Genomic DNA, 16,171 nt, shown 5'->3' on the forward strand with positions numbered 1-16,171 from the left:
CCGTGTCACTGGTACAAGGACTCGAGCAGTTCGCGGTTCCGTGCGAAGACGATGGGGCGCTTGACTTTCAGGGACGGCGTGAGTTCACCGGTCTCCACGGACGGATCACGGTTGAGAATCGCCCATTTCTTGATGGTCTCCCAGCTGTTGAGATCGCGATTGAGCCGCGAAACGTAGTTGTCGATGAGGGCGTGGACCGCTGGTGCCTCCGTCAGCTCGTCGTAACTGGCCTCGGCGAGGCCGTGGCCGCCAGCCCATACTCCGATGGCTTCGGGGTCCAACGCGATCAGGGCGACACAGTATCGGCGGGACTCGCCGAACACCAGGAACTGACTCACGTACGGGCACAGCGCGACGAACTTTGCTTCGATTGCCGTGGGCGCCACGTACTTCCCGCCCGAGGTCTTGAACATGTCCTTGATCCGGCCGGTGACCGTGAGGAAGCCGTCGGCGTCGATATCGCCGCAGTCACCCGTACGCAGCCAGCCGTCATCGGTGAACGCTTCGGCGCTGAGCGACTCCAAGCCGTGATAGCCATCCATGACATTGGGGCCGAGGATCTGAATCTCGTCGTCGTCCCCGATGCGGACCAGCGTACCGGGCAGGGGGCGCCCGACCGTGCCCAGCTTGTACTGGGCAGGAGTGTTGATACACGCGCCGCCCGAAGTCTCGGTCAGCCCGTAGCCCTCCAGGAGGAGCATGCCGGCGTCGAGAAACCACTCTTCGATCTCGCGGTTCAGCGGGGCGGAGCCGCAGACGAAGAACCGTATTCGGCCACCGAACACGTTGCGCAGCTTGGCGAGAAGCGATCGGTCCCACAGCGCGTGCTCGGCTCTGAGCCTGAGCGGAACCGCTGTGCCGGCTCGTCGTAGGTTGCCCACGGCCTGGGCGACGTGCAGCGCTCGAGTGAGCAGGGTGCGTGTGAGCGTCCCCCGCGATTGTGCCGTCGTCAGCAGTCGGGAGTGGGCCTATTCGAAGACCCGTGGTACCCCGGCCATGAAGGTGGGCCGTACCTCGGCACAGTTGGCCGCGATCGCGTCCAACCGGCCGTCGATTGCGCTGGCGAATCCACATGAGAGCTGGGCTGCGAGCAGGACCTTGCCGAAGGAGTGCGCCAACGGAAGCCAGAGCAGTTGGAGGTCATCGGTGCCCAGGACGTCCAGGGCCGCCACCGCCGCCCCCTGATACACCCACGCACCGTGGCGCAGGCGCACCCCTTTGGGGACTCCGGTGGTGCCAGATGTGTAGATGACGGTGGCAAGTCGGTCGGATGTGGTCGCCTCGACGGCGTCTCGGACACACTCCTGGTGCGCCCGAAGGTGCTGGGCACCCAGTGCGGCCAGGTCATCGAGTGTCATGGCCCAGTCGTCGTCGGCGATCCCGTCGAAGAGGACGACATGGGAGAGTTCGGCCAACTCGTGGCGGTGCGCGGCCAACTTCGCCAGCTGAGTGGGATTCTCGGCGAACACGACGCGGCACTCGGCATCGCCGAGGATGTAGGCGGTGTCTTCGGCCTTGGTGTTGGCGTAGACGGTGGTGGTCGCCGCGCCGGCGCACATGACGGCGAGGTCGGCCAGGACCCATTCGATGCGGGTGCTCGAGGCAATGCCGACGCGCTGTTCGGGTGCAATCCCCAGCGCCAGTAGACCCGCAGCCAGCGCTTCCACGCGGGCGGCCGCATCGGCCCAGGTCATCGACGTCCAGTTCGGGCCTTCTCGATATCGGAATGCTTCCCGGTCGGCCGAGGTGCGCACCCGGTCGAGGAAGAGGGCCCCCACGCTGGGGACGTCGCAGTCGGTACGAGTGTGGATGTGAGACATCGCCGTTGATCGATTCTTGAGGGAGCTCAATGCCTCACCACGAGCACTGAGCATGCGGGATGCTTGAAGATGGGGTGACCGCGCGGTCCGATGATGTCTGCGACCCGACTCGCATCCTCGGCGTTGATCACGACCATCGCGACGGGTGCGTCCTCGTCCTCGAGGAATCGGGCCAAGCCGGATCGGGTCGTGACCGGTTGCACGCAAATGTCGGGATAGCGTTGCCGCCACGTCTGCACCAGTTCGTCTAATTCCTCGTGGGGGAGAAGATCGGTGCCCTCCTCCCACAGCCCGATCGCCAGCAGTGAACTGCCGCGCACGCGGGCCTCCTGCATCGCGGCCACCACAGCAGCCTCGTCCTGGGGAGATGCCCGGACGGCCACGGCGATCGCGGCGCCGACGGATCGCCGGCCATCGTCGCAGGACCGGATCACCGCGACCGGACAGGATGCGTTCTCGGTCAACGTCGCGGCGACGCTACCCAACAGGGTCTTGGCTACGGCGCCGATGCCTGAGGAGCCGACGCACACCAGTTCCGCGGTACGTGACTCGGCCAGCAGTATCTGCGCCGGATCTCCTCCGACAACAACCGTCTCGACCTTCACATCTTTGCCGGATCGCGTGATCGCGGTGTGGGCTTGCCGCAGTACCGTCTCGCCGTATTCGACACCCAGCGGGACCTCACCGGCGGACCGCGACACACTGGATTCGGGGTCGGCGACATGGACAAGTCGCAGCGGTACGTGTCGTGCGACGGCCTCGTCGATCGCCCATACGGCGGCCTCGACGGCGGCGTGCGACCCGTCGATGCCGACCACCACCGCGGCGCCTGGTCGACTGTCGTTCATTTCGTCCCCCTTGCAGTGGAGCCAAGAGAGTTCCCATGAGCCGCGGGCTCCTTGACCACGATGTACTTGAAGACCTCACTCACATGTGGTGATGACCAGGCGGCGATGTCGGTCTCGCCGAGCGTGTACGTCGACTTCGGGCGCACCCGAATCTCGTTGACGACGGCGGTGACACCGCGCACGCGAAGCGCGGCCTCACTCGCGGCGGTCCGTTCGCAATACTTGTCGACGTCGCCTGTCAGTACGACCACGCCATGGTCGGCGGTCACTCCGATATGGGCGGCCACCATGTCGGGAGCCCACTCCAACTCGGCCGTGACAGCGGCCCTCACCTCGGGATCGGAGCGGGTGGGAGTGCGGCTGGTGAGGGTCATGTGGAATCTCCTCTGAGTCGATACATGTCGTCAGCGGTGTCGGGCAGGTGCGTGTGTCACGCGTACATCGGCATTCTCGCAGGCCACCAGTACGGCGAGGTCCGCTCGATGCGCGTGTGTCACTCCACCGATGATCTGCGCCAGCTCGGTTGACCGGGCGGCGTCGAGGACGACGAGACCGTTGATATCGGGGCTGTTCCGCAGGAATTGCGCCACGTCGGTATCGCACGAGATCGGATAGACGTGGACGTCCGGGAACTGCCGCTGCCAGTCGGCCACGAGCTGGTCGAGTTCGTCGCTGGTGGCGTTGTCGCCGTGGGGAGTGTGCGTCCCGACGGCCAGCATGGGCCATCTCCGGTACCGCGCCTCGGCGATGGCTTCGGTGATGACGGTGCGGTTGTCCTCCGTGTGACGGGTGACCGGCACGACGATCCAGCGCAGTGGCTCGTGGTGTGCGACGGTGCTTTCTGCACCGCGGACGACGACCACGGCGCACGCGGCTTCCTCGGCGACGGAGGCCGCCGTCGACCCTAGGATGGCCCTGCTGATCCGGCCTATCCCGGACGATCCGATACAGATCAGCCCGGCATCCGGGGATTCGGCCAGCAGAACGCCGGCAGGGGAACCTTCGGCGATGGAGGTCTCCACCACCACGCTCGGGTTGCGCTTGGCTATCGCGGTACGCGCAGCCGTCAGCGCAGCTTTGGCGGAGTCCACATCGGCCTCGTATTCACTGGCCGACAGCGTGCCGGTGAGGTCGGTGCGCACGACATAGATCAGCTTCAGCACGGCATGTCGCCGCAATGCCTCATCGACTGCCCATACCGCCGCATATTGGGCCTGGTCGGAGCCATCGATGCCGACGATGACCGGTTTGGTCGTGACCTCTGACATTTCGCGTCCTCTCGTACCGGAGTCGAGTTCGGAATTGACGTTACGAACCCGGACCTCTGTGCACTGGAGTCTTTGGTCACCGACGTACCGCCGAAGGTCTTCGCCGGGCCATCATGACGAGTTCCCACGACACGTCGAAAGCGATGGCCACCCAGAGATGGCGGCACGGGTTCGCTGTATCGATGCCTGTTTGGCGAATCGGATCAGCTCTCAACGCTCGTCGTTGAAGCGTGGAGGCGCGGGGCCTCGGGCTGAAAGTCCATCACCTGTGCCAGGGACTTGCGCGGGGTCATGGTGAAACCGGGCTTGGCTTCTGCCTGACCCACTCTGATCAGCACTTGCGGTGTACCGCGCTGGTCGATGAGGGCCCGCAGGAGTTCCCGGGGCTGCGCAAGCTCGGTCATATGAGACAGGGTGCAGGTGGCCTGGCCGGCCATCGTGCAGTCGAGCAGGACGGCTGACAGCGCCTCGCCGCAGCGCAGCAGATCGTGGCGAGAATCCTCGTGGGACGTAGACAGTACTACGGTCTCCGAGTGGTCGAGTTCAGATTCCCACCAACATGATTCGGCTTGACAGCGGTGATCCGCGGGGTTCAATTCTTCGGCGAGCTGCCACGCTTCGGCCAGTCGGGGTCTATCCGGTGGGAGCACCGTGTCGAACATGACGTGATAGGGAATGACCGTTTGGCGCAGTGTCACTTCGAGTCTCGGCCATTCGGCCGGAGCCGCGAAGGGGTGCAGGTCGGTGTGACGCGCCAGGATGGCTTCAGCCCGCTCACACGCGTGTATCGATACATCACCGACGACCGGACGGAAGTGGATCTCGGCCAGGTGCAGTGGGGCAGCGGGATCAGGAAACCGCCGCACATCGGCGACCCATCCCGCGGCGGCCAGCGCAACCACCAGATGATCCAGGGCCGCACCGCAACTCAGGTAGATCTCACGTCCCAGTGGATCCAACGCGGTCAGCGCGCGACCGGGCTCGGCGTAGAGGCTGAGCGTCGACGTCCCTTCGGCGACCCAGCGCCACGGCTGGCTGTTGTGCAGGGACGGAGCGCGGCACGCCATCTCCACAGCGTCACTGAGCAGTCGCGGTGGCAGCATCGCGCTCGGCATGGCCGTCATCGCCCCGCCACCGCGGTGTCGAATCGCCCGATGATCGATGTCCCGAGTTGTGGGAACGCCGAGTGGGCGCGGCGTCGCAGTTCGCTCAGCTCGAGGATGTCGAAGCCACCCGGTGTGGTGATGAGCAGGCCGCGCTCGACGAACTTCGCGAGTGCCTGGCTCACCGCCTCCCGTCTCGCGCCGGCGAGCTGAGCGAACTCATGACGCGTGAGTGTGTGCCGTACGCGCACATACCCGTCGGCACTCTCGCCGAATCGCTCGGCCAGCAGGACGATTTGGCGGGCTACCCGGGTAGAGACGTCGGCGGCGATCATATTGGTGATTTCCGCTTCGCGGCTGCGTATGTGCGCAGCGAGTGCCTGCAACCAGCGTTGGGCGAGGTCGGGATGCTGTCGCGTCAGCCGGCGAACCGACTCCCTGGTCAACCACGCTGCCCGAACCAGGGTTTGGCACGTCGCGGTCTGGCTGCGTGGACCGGGATCGAAGACCGCGAGTTCGCCGACCACGTCGCCGGCACCCATCAACCCCCGCACCACTTCGCTTCCGTTCGCCAGCGTGCACGACACCTTGACCAAGCCCGAGATGATCACGTACACCCGGTCGCCAGGATCGCCTTGGTGGTAGATCTGCTTACCCGACGGGAAATCCGCGAGATGGAAATTCGTTCCGAACACCTCGTCGATACGAAGGGCGTCTAGAGCTGTCGGCTCGTCGAGCAGCCAACTGTGTGACAGGACGCTTGCCCAGGCTGAGGACGGGCCCGTCGCACAGGGCGACGGAAGCTGTGCCACCGTCGCGAGTTGCTGATCGCCCCGGGCCGCGCGCACCAACGGCGGTTGGGAGCACGGTCGATAGGTGTACTTCACAGCTGAGGCCTTTTCTACGCGGCGTCCATCGGCAAGGACCATGATGCAGCCGGTGCATCTGTCCACAGCAGGGCCGAAAGTCCTCTGTCGCGTCATCTGCCGCGGGTGGAATCGCCCAGCGGATCGGTGACTTTCGCCTCTGTGCGTTCAGCCGTGGACGGCGAACAGTCGTCGCATGGAACGACTATCGCCGCTGGATGCGGCGTTTCTCGAAGCCGAGGATTCCGACCGGCACGTGAGCCTTGCCCTCGGGGCGGTGGCGGTGATCGATGGCCCGATGCCCGAATTCGACAGCGTTGCCGCCGCGATCGCGGAGCGGGTCGCCCGAGTCGAGCGCTTCCGGCAGGTGTTGCAGGTGCATCGTCTCGATCTGGGTGCCCCGCACTGGGCGGAGGATCCCACGTTCGACCCGCATCGCCACATTCATCGGGCCGCCCTTCCGCACGATGGTGACGACCAGGCATTGTTCCGGTTCGTCGACGACGTCATGGAACGCCGGCTCGACCGGGACCGGCCGCTGTGGGAGTGCTGGATCATCGAAGGCGTGGCCGGTGGCCACTGGGGTCTGCTGATGAAGATGCACCACTGCATCGCCGACGGTATCGCGACCATGCAGATGTTCGCCGGCCTCAGTGATTCGCGGAGCCCGGACACGTTCGCCACCGACATCCGGGCGTCCAGAGTGACTGCCGGCGCCCCCGACGTACGTGGCGTGGCGCTGAATCCGCTGGAATGGCCGGGTGCACTCTGGCAAGTCGCCACCACCCTGACAGACACGGCGTCTCGGTCGGTCGCAGGTGCATTGCAGATCATCGGGGGATTGCTGAACCCGGCAGCAGAATCGTCGTTGACGGGGCCGGTGACGACGATGAGGCGGTTCAGCGCCGCACATGTTCGTCTCCGCGACGTGGAGCGAATTCAGGGCAGGTTCGATGTCACGCTCAACGACGTCGCCCTGGCCGCCATCACCTCCAGCTACCGGGATGCCCTGATTCGCCGCGGAGAAGAGCCGCAGAAGACCTCGCTTCGGACCTTGGTACCGGTGTCCGTACGCACCAGCGACGCAATGAATCTCACCGACAATCGGGTGTCGCTGATGCTTCCGTTGCTCCCTGTCGACCAAGACGATCCGTTGGAACAGCTTCAATCAGTGCGCCACCGACTGACGAGGTCGAAGAAGGCCGGCCAACGTGAGGCGGTGAGCATCTTCGTCACCGCGGTCGGCGCACTGCCCTTCGCCCTGACGGCGTGGGCGGCCAGAGCATTGATGCGGCTCCCGCAACGAGGTGTCGTGACGTTCGCAACCAACGTGCCCGGGCCGCGCCGGCGCCTGAAGATCATGGGCTGCAGGGTGGCGCGAATACTCCCCATTCCGCCCATCGCGCTCCAGTTGCGCACGGGTATCGCGATTCTGAGCTACGCCGACAGTCTGTACTTCGGCATCACCGCCGACTACGACGCCGCCCCGGATGTCGATGAGCTGGCGCGGGGAATCGAACTGGCGGTTGACCGGCTTGCCGCACTGGCCGGACATCCATAGCAGCGGACCCGACACGAAAGGAAGATGAGCGGCCCGGGGGGCTTCGAAGCTGCCGACGCCCGGCGAGGACCAACTTCCGCGACACCTAGGGACCTTGGTCGCTATCGGGACGAGAACCAGGCGAATAGCGTTGGCGGCGGCAGGAACAACCACCGACAAGGAGCCGAAATGACCGAGACGACAACGGAACAAAAATCCCCTGAAACGCAGCCGGCCGAACTGTTCGACGAAGTTCGTGAGTCGGCCCGGACAGGCGAGCACGCAGCGGCGGAGGCCCTGCGCAAGTTCAGCCGCACCGTCGACGAGGCGATCCCGGAGGCGGTCCAGCCGCTCCGGACGAAGATCATCGACGCCGCGATCGATCTGGCCGACACCCTGGCCGCCGCCCAGTATCAGTTCAACCGCAAGCTCATTCGCAGTGCCGACCGGGCACTGACGCGGTCCGACGGCGACCAGAAGTAACACGCGCGGGGCTGTGGCCCGGCGTTATTGTCTCGACTGAGAGGGGACGCGTCATGGTCGCCTTCCTGAGGAGCAGCGACGCGTTCATCTGGTCGATCGGGACCGACGCACGATTCAGATCGACGATCGTGACGCTGATTCTGCTCGACAGCACACCGGACTTCGCCTGCGTGGCTGATCGGTTCGAGGCCATCAGCCGCATGGCGCCGATGTTCCGCAAGCGTGTGGTGCCGTCACCGTGGCCGGCACCACCACGCTGGGAACCCGATCCCGAGTTCGACCTCGCTTTCCATCTACGCCGGGTGGGCGCGCCCAGTACGGGAGACCTCGACGGGGTCCTGGAGTTGGCGCGGCTCGCCGCGATGGCCGACTTCGACGCGGCTCATCCGCTGTGGGAGGCAACCCTCATCGAGGGAATGGCCGGAGGGGGAGCGGCCCTGCTCTGCCGGATGAACCATGCGCTGACCGATGGTGTCGGGGCGGTGCAGATCGGTCGGCTGCTGTTCGACGACCTGGCTCCGGAGCGGCCGCTGCCGACACCGAAACAACCTGATCTTTTTCAGCTGACGCGGATGGCCGCAGGTGCGCTGTTCGGATCGATGCGCGCCGGGCCGGCACTCGTCGTCGAGGCGATGTTGCGGCCGGTGGCGACGCTCGGCATGGCGGGTGCGTGGACGGCCTCGGTATGGCGGACCACCCGCCCGCGCCGCCGCAGATCGCCGATGATGCAGAAACGCGGGAGCATTCGACAGCTGCTCATGCATGAGGTGTCCAAGGAGGCACTTCACCGGGCCGCGGCGACCGCCGGCGGCTCGCTCAACGATGCCTTCCTCGCGGCGGTTTCCGGCGGTCTCGGGCGCTACCACGCCGAGCACGGGGTGTCCGTGGATGAGTTGGTGGTGATGATGCCCATCAACCTTCGCACCAAGACCGACCAGGTCGGTGGCAACCGGACCACCCTGATGCGGTTCGCCGTCCCCACCGGTCCGGCCGATTCCGCGTTGCGCATCCGGAAGATCCATGAGCTGACCGACGCCCAACGGGCGGAGAAGGCGGTGCCGGTCACGCCCCTCATCGCCGGTGCACTGAACCTCGTGCCTGACTGGTATGCCCGGTCAATGTTTCAAAACGTCGATTTCCTGGCCAGCGATGTGCCTGGATTCCCCACGCCGGTCAGCCTGGCCGGTGCCGCGGTGCGCGGGCAATACGCGTTCGCGCCGACGCTGGGCACGGCGGTCAATATCACGCTCTTGAGCTACGGTGACGTCTGCGCCTTCGGTATCAATGTCGACACCGCCGCCATCCCGGATGTCGCGGCGTTCCGCGACTGCCTGATCGAGAGTTTCGACGACGTGCTCGCGCTCGGTGCCTGAATTCGAGCACTCTTGTATTCGGGCGAGCCGGAACCAAGGACATTGGACTCTAGCGGGTGTGTCTCCCGGCTGGCAGGCTCGCAGAGTCGGGGGTGAAGGTCATCCGAGGAATTCGGTGCTGCGTATGAACGAGGACTGCGTGACCGAGGTGACGACGCCGACCCGCGTCCCGGCAGGACGCGCGCGGCGGCCCATCTCCTGGGCCGGGGTTGCCCTGCTCGCCGTCTGTGCGGCCGCCTTGCTGTTCGCTCTGCACCGTGCCGGTCAGACCGCTCGCGGAGTCACCCGGATGGACCTCGTGGCCGTGTCCTCGGCGGCGGTCATCGTCGCGCACGGGCGCGTCCTCGGGCGCCCGTTCACCGCACTGCACGCGGGATTTGCCGGGGCACTGGTGCTTACCGGGGTGTTCATCGGCCTCAGCGGGCACCCCGGCGGTGCGCTCCTGGGTGTCGTTGCGGCGGCGGTTGTCTTTGTGTGGCCCAGTGATTCCAGGTATCAGCCGGCCGCACTGGATGCGGTGTCGGTGCTCGTCGACCAGACGCGCGACGATCCGTTGGCACCGTTTGCGATGGCGCCGGGGAAGAGCTACGTCTTCTCCAGCGACGGGGCTGGCGCATTGGCGTACCGCGCAGTGGCCGGGTTCGCCGTGGTCAGCGGCGATCCGATCGGCGACCCGGCCTGCTACGGCGAGGTGGTCGGCGATTTCGCCGCACTATGCCGAGCCCAAGGTTGGCGAATCGTGGTGCTGGGCGCGTCTGCGCACCAGGTGGGCATGTGGCAGAGCGACCTGGTTCCGGGTCCGCGGTTGCGGGCGATCTCGTTCGGTCGCGACGTTGTCGTCGATGTCGATCGGTTCGATCTGGTCGGCAGATCGAAGCGGAATCTGCGGCAGGCGGTCAACCGCACCCACAATGCCCATGTGACAACAGAAGTCGTCGTGGAACGCGATCTGGATGACGCTCTCAAGCGTGAACTATTGGAAGTGATCGACACATCGCACAAGAACACGCACCGCGGCTTCTCGATGATGCTCGGTCGTGCGCTGTCGGGCCGTTACCCGGGTGTGTTGCTGATCATCGCCCGTGGCAAGGCCGGGCGAGTCGAGGCATTTCAACGCTATGTCAGTGCGGGCAACGGGAGCGATCTGAGCTTGGATCTGCCCTGGCGGCGGCCGGACGCGCCGAACGGAGTCGACGAGCGGCTGGCCGTGGACATGATCGCCTGGGCAAAGGAGCATGATTTCCAACGGGTTTCGCTGTCCTTCGCACCGTTTCCCGACCTGTTCGCAAGTGCCTCCACCAATGCGCCGCTGCGAGTCCTCAGGCTGCTCGCCCATGCCGGCGATCGGGTGCTCAAGCTCGAATCGCTGTATCGCTACCTGCGAAAGTTCGACGCGATGTCGGAGCGTCGCTACGTGTTGCTTCCCTTGATCGGTGTTCTTCCCGCCGCGGTGGTCTTGATGGCACTCGAATTCGCTCCACACCGTGATCTGCGGGATTGAAGCGAGGACACCTGAACTGGGTGACCTTCGACTCTCGACGCCGATACCGCGGCTGATTCATGATGCGTTGGTGCTGTTGGTGATCGGCAGCAGACCGGGGAGCCCTGGATGTGTCGAAGGAGCGTGTCATGAGCACCGATGCAGTATCGAAGGGAAAGCCACTCGGCATCGTCGTGGCAGCCGACGGATCGCCCGCATCCCGAGTTGCCGTCGATTGGGCGGCTCGGGATGCCGAGCTGCGCGGGGCCACGCTCACGGTCGTACATGTGGTGCCGACCGGCACGATGGTCTCCTGGATGGACGTACCGATCTCGGAAGAGTACTGGGCAGAGCGTGATCGGCTCGCGGAGAAGGTCCTCACCGATGCACTCGGCGTGGTTGCCGACGCCCTTTCCGAGCACCCGAGTGTGGTCGTTGAGCGCCGGCTCCTGTCGGCTCCCGTGGTTCCTGCGCTGGTGGAGTTGTCCGCGGACGCCGATATGGTCGTGGTCGGTTGCCGCGGGCTCGGCGGGGTGGGCCGATTGCTCCTCGGGTCCGTCTCGTCGGGCCTGGTGCACCGGGCGCACTGCCCGGTCGCGGTCATCCGCGACGAGGATCCGCTGATGCCCGACCCGGCACACGCGCCGGTGGTGGTGGGCATCGACGGTTCCCCCGCTTCCGAGTTGGCAACCGAGATCGCCTTCGAAGAGGCCACCCGGCGGGGTGTGGAGCTTGTCGCCGTGCACGTCTGGAGTGACCGCAGCGACGATCTGGCCACGCCGTACTGGGGCGACCTGCAACGAACGGCCGAAGTCATGCTGGCCGAGCACCTCAAGGAGTGGACGAAGCGTCACCCGGAGGTGACGGTCCGCCCGGTGCTGGAGTGCAATCATCCCGCCCGACAGCTGCTCAGCCACGCCGATAAGGCCAGCTGCTCGTGGTCGGTAGCCATGGCCGCGGCGGCGCCGGCGCAATGCTGCTCGGCTCGGTCAGTTCTGCGGTGGTCCATGCTGCCCGGATGCCGGTGATCGTCGCCCGAGCGGACTGACCACAGATTCGAACGGGCTTGTCGTGGAGGGAATTCCGGTGTCGCATTCGGAACCGATGGTGACGGTGTTGCTTACTGCGTGTTGAGCGCCGCACGGATGTTGGCGTCTTGCTGCTTGCCGTAGTCGGTGACCAGATCTAGCGGCACGGGATCACTTGCGGCGCCGCTGAACTTGACGGCGGCGACGGCGGGCCCCTGGGTGAAGAGCAGAACGCTCTCGGACTGCCCATTGGTTGCCCGGCCGGTGATCAATGTCCCGTTCTGGCCGATCGCCATTGGGCGAGACGTTGCGCCCGGGATGTCGGCAAGGGCGTCGCCCCGACGGACGTCGAGCGCCGCGATGGCCTCCTGGGGATCGGGAAGCACCAGCACCCTGTCGCTGATGGCTCGGGTGCCGTCACGATGGGTGTATACGATCTCGATGCCAGGCGTGCCGTCGGGATCGATGACCGGCGCATCGGAATGATAGGCAACCGAATCTGTGATCACGTTGGGATCGACGGGCAAACCGTCATAGTCGGCGGCGTCTGCAAAGGCGGGCGGGGCAGTCAGGACCGCGGTCGCGATGCTTGCCGACGCCGCGAGGAGCAAGCCCGAGGGTCTTCCCATGTTCCGTCGTATCAGCATGGGTAGCAACCGAATCCGTGCCAGCCGTCGCGCCAGAAGAAGCCCGCGCCGCAGCCGTGATCACCAGTGGAACCCTGGCAATCCAACAGCTGCACCGACGGCTGCGGTGCCGGTACCGGTGTGGGGATCCGAGGCGTGTCGACCACCTGGCCCGCGTGCGCGATCGGCGCACCCAAGAGAGTGCCCCCCGCCAACATCATTGCCGCGGCTACGCCGCGCATCCGAACCCTCATCCCGACCCCCCGTAATTGTCGCATGCGACAATATTTTGCATCTTCCTCACTGAACGCGCAACGCTTTTGGCGTGCCCGCCGCACTTTTGGCTAGCCGATCGGCCGGTAGGCGCTCAGTACCGCAGTCCGGTACCAACCCTCGCGATTGCGGATCTGGATTCCGACCAGGTTCTGTGCGTTCACTCGGCTGTCGATGATGTGTTGGTCGTCGATGAAGATGACGACGTGCGAGGCCTCGTTGGTATTCCCATTGGGATGTAGGAATATCAGATCACCAGGCTGGAACGGACCGTCTCTGGAAATGGCCTGCCCCATCGGACCAGCAGTACCTGCGAATTGTTGGTGCACGTCGCCGCTGAACTTGATCCCCAAGCCGTAGTTGTATACCCAAGCGGTGAAATTCGAACAGTCCAGGCCGGGACCGGCGGCCCACTCGATCGTCTTATCGGGGGCATCCACATCGGGATTCTCCTCAGCTGCAGCCGCATACGTCGACGTGGCGGGATTCCAGCCAGGAATGTGGTGATGTCGATACTGCAATCCGAGCGGGTTATCGGGGTTGTTGATGTACCGCATCGCCACGGCGAGGATCCGTTCCCGCTTCCAGGTGGAGGCATCGCATCCCGCGTTCGTGGGGACCTCCGGTGCCGGCAGAGCATCCGCCGCCGGCCCCCAGCCCTGATTGATGTGGTGCCCATCGGCATTGGTCTGGTACCAGTGGTCGGGCGGGACTTGCGTTTGCGGCAGGGCGTCACGGGCGACGAAATCGGCAGTCAGCGAATCTTGGTCGCACGAGTAGTGATACGACGATTGGCTGGTGTCTCCGTGAGAGATACCGGCAGGCCATATCGCGGCCACGGCGATGCCAATGACGCAGGCGACGGACGGAACCCGGACGAGAAACGCCAATCGGTACATCGCCGAAGCTCCACTCTTTCGTGCGGACCCTGTCAATCCGGCCGATCCTAATCAGCCGACACCAGCGCTTGGCAAGTTTGGCGTACATGTCTGCTCACGTGATTCGACCGGGTGATGCTGGGCCATACTCGCCATCCTTCGCACCGAAGGAAGCGGCATCCAACCCGGGACGTTTACCCCGCCTTCGGTCAACGGTGATGGTGAACTTACCCAATGACACATGACGTGAACGGTGGCTCGCTCGGCAGGCGCGGTGCGTCCCGGGTCTCGCCAGGACTGTGCGGCCCGAGCGTCGCTCTTCGCGCGCCAGGTCGATACGACAGGCTGCCGAACCCACCGGCAGGTGTCGATGTCCGCGGTAGCGCCGCCCGATGAAGTTTGGTCTTGATCGCGCGCATCAGGCACTGCGGTCACTACGCAAGCAGTCCCCGAACCGGCTGGGAGCACCGGGTTCCTACGACGACAACGACATTGCGGTCATGCTGCGGGAGATCGGCATAGCCCTGGTCGAGGTGCAACAACCCACCCTGCTGGTCACCGCCAGATTGCAGAGGATCGCCGCGCAGTACACCGACCACCCGGTCCGGATGATCGTGTTGCCGACGGTGCTGGTGATCCAGGTGGGCAATGTCGCCTACGAGGTCGAGACCTCGACGCACGCCACCGTCCAACTCGACCTTGCCGGGCGGATCGACGCCATCGCCGAACTGGCCGAGGTCGGGGCAATCACCCCCGCCGAGGCGATCAAGACCGTCGCCGCGGCACGCGTCATGCAGCCGCGTTTCGGCCCCGTCACGACGGTCGCCGGGTACGCCCTGACCTCGGTCGGTTTCGGCATGGTGATCAATCCGACGTGGGCGTCGCTGCCCGGTTATCTGTTCCTCGGGCTCATCGTGGGCGCCATCGTGGCCGTCGGCAGGCCCTACCCGTCACTGACGGCGATCCTGCCGACGCTGGCCGCGATGGTGGTGACGATGCTGGCCACCTGGTTCGTCGCGGACGCCGCCAACGACGGGCTGCTGCGGGTCATCAGTCCCGCGCTGGTGGCCATGCTGCCCGGCATGTCGCTGACCATCGGGGCCATGGAACTGGCCAGCTCGCAGATCATCTCGGGTGCCAGCCGGCTGGTCTACGGCATCGTCCAGCTGATGCTGCTGGTGTTCGGGGTGGCGCTTGGCATCCACTTCGCCGGCCAGGTGGCCCCGCAGACCCCGTCGCTGCAGATGGGGCAGTGGTCGCTGTACGCGGCGATCGTGGTGGTAGGCGTCGGGCTCTACATCTATCTGTCTGCGCCCAGGGGATCGCTGTTGTGGATCATGGCCGCAGTGGCCGTGGCGCTCGTCGGGCAGAAGGTCGGCGGGTTGCTGGTCGGATCCGAGCTGTCCGGCGTCATCGGCGGTTTCCTGGTGGTGCCGTTCGCCACCATGGCGTCACAGCTGCGGACCTCACCGCCAGCCATCGTGATGTTGCTGGCGGCGTTCTGGTCCTTGGTCCCAGGGGCGCTGAGCTTTCAGTCGATGAGCGAGGCCGCCACCGGTAATGGGACGGACGCCTCCTCACTGGGCCAGACCGTCGGGGCCATCTTCTCCATCGCCCTCGGGACGCTGGTTGGCTGGAGCGTCTTCACGCCAAGCTCGAAGAAGGCCCGCTAGTCATGGCGTGCCACGATCACCGGGGAGTGGATCTGGTGGACCACAGCTGAACTCACCGATCCCAGCAGCATCCCGGCGAAGCCACCACGACCATGGCTACCGACGATGACCAGCTGTGCTGATTCGGCCTGGGCAAGCAGATTCTGCACGGGTTGGTCCCGGACAACCACCCGCTGCACCACCACGTCGGGATAGCGTTCCTGCCATCCGGCGAGACGTTCGGCCAGCGTTTCGCCGGCTTCCGCGGCAAAGGCCGACCACGGTAGCGGCATCACCTCGGGCCACTCGGTATTGCTGAACGCGTGCAGGGCCACCAATTCGGCGTGGCGCAAGGAGGCCTCTTCGAACGCGACCGCCGTGGCACGTTCGGAGGCCGGCGAACCGTCGATACCGACCACCACCGGACCGTGAGTCTGTCCTTCGCTCAACGGGCCGCGAATGATGGCGACCGGGCAGTGGGCGTGATGGACGAGGGCGGTACTCACCGATCCGAGGAGCAGCCGCCCCACCGCACCCATTCCCCGACTGCCGAGCACGATCATCGCGGCCTGCTTGCTGAAGTCGATGAGGGTCGGGACCACCGCCGTCAACGGCACTTCGGTGCTGATGTCCAGGTCCGCGCCATCGACGCTGTCCCGCGCGATACGGACGGCATCCGCGATGATCTTGTCAGCCTCATCCTGCTGCCAGGCACCGAACTCGGCTGTGATCGGAGAACCGAACATTCCCGCGCCGTACCAGCCGTCGGTCAGCGGGCTGACGATGTTCACGATGCTCAACTTCTGCCGGCGCAGAACCGCCTCGGCGGCGGCCCAGCGTACGGCGTCGTCCGAGCAACCCGAGCCGTCGACGGCGACCAATATTCCATTGTGGGGGGCGGTGGCGCTAGACATGTACGTTCTCCTTCGAGGT

General features: G+C 65.5%; 15 protein-coding genes and 1 pseudogene. 6 read left to right on the forward strand and 10 right to left on the reverse strand.

Annotation, left to right across the window (positions count from 1 at the left end; genetic code table 11):
* Positions 1 to 5 precede the first annotated feature (5 nt).
* The 7 genes from H7J86_RS33515 to H7J86_RS01690 form a co-directional block, all read right to left on the reverse strand.
* Complete coding sequence (locus tag H7J86_RS33515; protein ID WP_372517205.1) at positions 6 to 785, reverse strand: AMP-dependent synthetase/ligase; 780 nt, start codon at positions 783 to 785, stop codon at positions 6 to 8.
* A gap of 183 nt (positions 786 to 968) precedes the next feature.
* Positions 969 to 1,778, reverse strand: coding sequence for an AMP-binding protein (locus H7J86_RS33520; protein WP_372517206.1), 810 nt, complete (start codon positions 1,776 to 1,778; stop codon positions 969 to 971).
* Positions 1,779 to 1,846: 68 nt separating this feature from the next.
* The gene (locus H7J86_RS01670; RefSeq protein ID WP_267288978.1) at positions 1,847 to 2,668 is read right to left on the reverse strand and encodes a universal stress protein; all 822 of its coding nucleotides are present in this window, start codon (positions 2,666 to 2,668) and stop codon (positions 1,847 to 1,849) included.
* Complete coding sequence (locus tag H7J86_RS01675) at positions 2,665 to 3,042, reverse strand: BON domain-containing protein (protein WP_267288980.1); 378 nt, start codon at positions 3,040 to 3,042, stop codon at positions 2,665 to 2,667. Before H7J86_RS01675 ends, H7J86_RS01670 begins: the two co-directional genes overlap by 4 nt.
* Before the next feature lie 30 nt (positions 3,043 to 3,072).
* Positions 3,073 to 3,936, reverse strand: coding sequence for a universal stress protein (locus H7J86_RS01680; protein WP_267288982.1), 864 nt, complete (start codon positions 3,934 to 3,936; stop codon positions 3,073 to 3,075).
* A gap of 203 nt (positions 3,937 to 4,139) precedes the next feature.
* On the reverse strand, positions 4,140 to 5,060 hold the full coding sequence (locus H7J86_RS01685) for an NAD(P)H nitroreductase (protein WP_308204807.1): 921 nt from the start codon (positions 5,058 to 5,060) through the stop codon (positions 4,140 to 4,142).
* A complete protein-coding gene (locus tag H7J86_RS01690; protein ID WP_267288984.1) occupies positions 5,057 to 5,734 on the reverse strand; it encodes a Crp/Fnr family transcriptional regulator in 678 nt (225 codons plus the stop codon). Before H7J86_RS01690 ends, H7J86_RS01685 begins: the two co-directional genes overlap by 4 nt.
* A gap of 367 nt (positions 5,735 to 6,101) precedes the next feature.
* Here H7J86_RS01690 and H7J86_RS01695 point away from each other — a divergent pair, with 367 nt between their 5' ends.
* The 5 genes and pseudogenes from H7J86_RS01695 (at position 6,102) to H7J86_RS01715 (ending at position 11,829) form a co-directional block, all read left to right on the forward strand.
* The gene (locus H7J86_RS01695) at positions 6,102 to 7,466 is read left to right on the forward strand and encodes a WS/DGAT/MGAT family O-acyltransferase (protein ID WP_267288986.1); all 1,365 of its coding nucleotides are present in this window, start codon (positions 6,102 to 6,104) and stop codon (positions 7,464 to 7,466) included.
* Positions 7,467 to 7,634: 168 nt separating this feature from the next.
* Positions 7,635 to 7,928, forward strand: coding sequence for a hypothetical protein (locus tag H7J86_RS01700; protein ID WP_267288988.1), 294 nt, complete (start codon positions 7,635 to 7,637; stop codon positions 7,926 to 7,928).
* Positions 7,929 to 7,981: 53 nt separating this feature from the next.
* A complete protein-coding gene (locus tag H7J86_RS01705) occupies positions 7,982 to 9,301 on the forward strand; it encodes a wax ester/triacylglycerol synthase domain-containing protein (protein ID WP_267288990.1) in 1,320 nt (439 codons plus the stop codon).
* 139 nt (positions 9,302 to 9,440) lie between these two features.
* A complete protein-coding gene (locus H7J86_RS01710; protein WP_267288992.1) occupies positions 9,441 to 10,802 on the forward strand; it encodes a bifunctional lysylphosphatidylglycerol flippase/synthetase MprF in 1,362 nt (453 codons plus the stop codon).
* Between the two features lie 128 nt (positions 10,803 to 10,930).
* Positions 10,931 to 11,829 (forward strand): annotated as a pseudogene (locus H7J86_RS01715) (universal stress protein).
* 72 nt (positions 11,830 to 11,901) lie between these two features.
* On the opposite strand, the gene H7J86_RS01720 reads toward H7J86_RS01715, so the two are convergent.
* Complete coding sequence (locus H7J86_RS01720) at positions 11,902 to 12,420, reverse strand: hypothetical protein (protein ID WP_267288994.1); 519 nt, start codon at positions 12,418 to 12,420, stop codon at positions 11,902 to 11,904.
* Between the two features lie 359 nt (positions 12,421 to 12,779).
* Complete coding sequence (locus H7J86_RS01725; protein WP_267288996.1) at positions 12,780 to 13,607, reverse strand: NlpC/P60 family protein; 828 nt, start codon at positions 13,605 to 13,607, stop codon at positions 12,780 to 12,782.
* Between the two features lie 371 nt (positions 13,608 to 13,978).
* On the opposite strand from H7J86_RS01725, the gene H7J86_RS01730 reads away from it, so the two are divergent.
* On the forward strand, positions 13,979 to 15,259 hold the full coding sequence (locus tag H7J86_RS01730) for a threonine/serine exporter family protein (RefSeq protein WP_090361253.1): 1,281 nt from the start codon (positions 13,979 to 13,981) through the stop codon (positions 15,257 to 15,259).
* On the opposite strand, the gene H7J86_RS01735 is transcribed toward H7J86_RS01730, so the two are convergent.
* On the reverse strand, positions 15,256 to 16,152 hold the full coding sequence (locus H7J86_RS01735) for a universal stress protein (RefSeq protein ID WP_267288998.1): 897 nt from the start codon (positions 16,150 to 16,152) through the stop codon (positions 15,256 to 15,258). The genes H7J86_RS01730 and H7J86_RS01735 overlap by 4 nt on opposite strands.
* Positions 16,153 to 16,171: the final 19 nt, after the last annotated feature.

The sequence above is a fragment of the Mycobacterium hackensackense genome (assembly GCF_025822555.1).
GTDB lineage: Bacteria > Actinomycetota > Actinomycetes > Mycobacteriales > Mycobacteriaceae > Mycobacterium > Mycobacterium fluoranthenivorans.

Excerpts from the sequence above, each read along its gene's own strand:
- H7J86_RS01670 (WP_267288978.1), bottom strand. The coding sequence starts at position 2,668 with ATGAACGACAGTCGACCAGGCGCCGCGGTGGTGGTCGGCATCGACGGG.
- H7J86_RS01675 (WP_267288980.1), bottom strand. The coding sequence starts at position 3,042 with ATGACCCTCACCAGCCGCACTCCCACCCGCTCCGATCCCGAGGTGAGG.
- H7J86_RS01680 (WP_267288982.1), bottom strand. The coding sequence starts at position 3,936 with ATGTCAGAGGTCACGACCAAACCGGTCATCGTCGGCATCGATGGCTCC.
- H7J86_RS01685 (WP_308204807.1), bottom strand. The coding sequence starts at position 5,060 with ATGACGGCCATGCCGAGCGCGATGCTGCCACCGCGACTGCTCAGTGAC.
- H7J86_RS01695 (WP_267288986.1), top strand. The coding sequence starts at position 6,102 with ATGGAACGACTATCGCCGCTGGATGCGGCGTTTCTCGAAGCCGAGGAT.
- H7J86_RS01700 (WP_267288988.1), top strand. The coding sequence starts at position 7,635 with ATGACCGAGACGACAACGGAACAAAAATCCCCTGAAACGCAGCCGGCC.
- H7J86_RS01705 (WP_267288990.1), top strand. The coding sequence starts at position 7,982 with ATGGTCGCCTTCCTGAGGAGCAGCGACGCGTTCATCTGGTCGATCGGG.
- H7J86_RS01725 (WP_267288996.1), bottom strand. The coding sequence starts at position 13,607 with ATGTACCGATTGGCGTTTCTCGTCCGGGTTCCGTCCGTCGCCTGCGTC.
- H7J86_RS01730 (WP_090361253.1), top strand. The coding sequence starts at position 13,979 with ATGAAGTTTGGTCTTGATCGCGCGCATCAGGCACTGCGGTCACTACGC.
- H7J86_RS01735 (WP_267288998.1), bottom strand. The coding sequence starts at position 16,152 with ATGTCTAGCGCCACCGCCCCCCACAATGGAATATTGGTCGCCGTCGAC.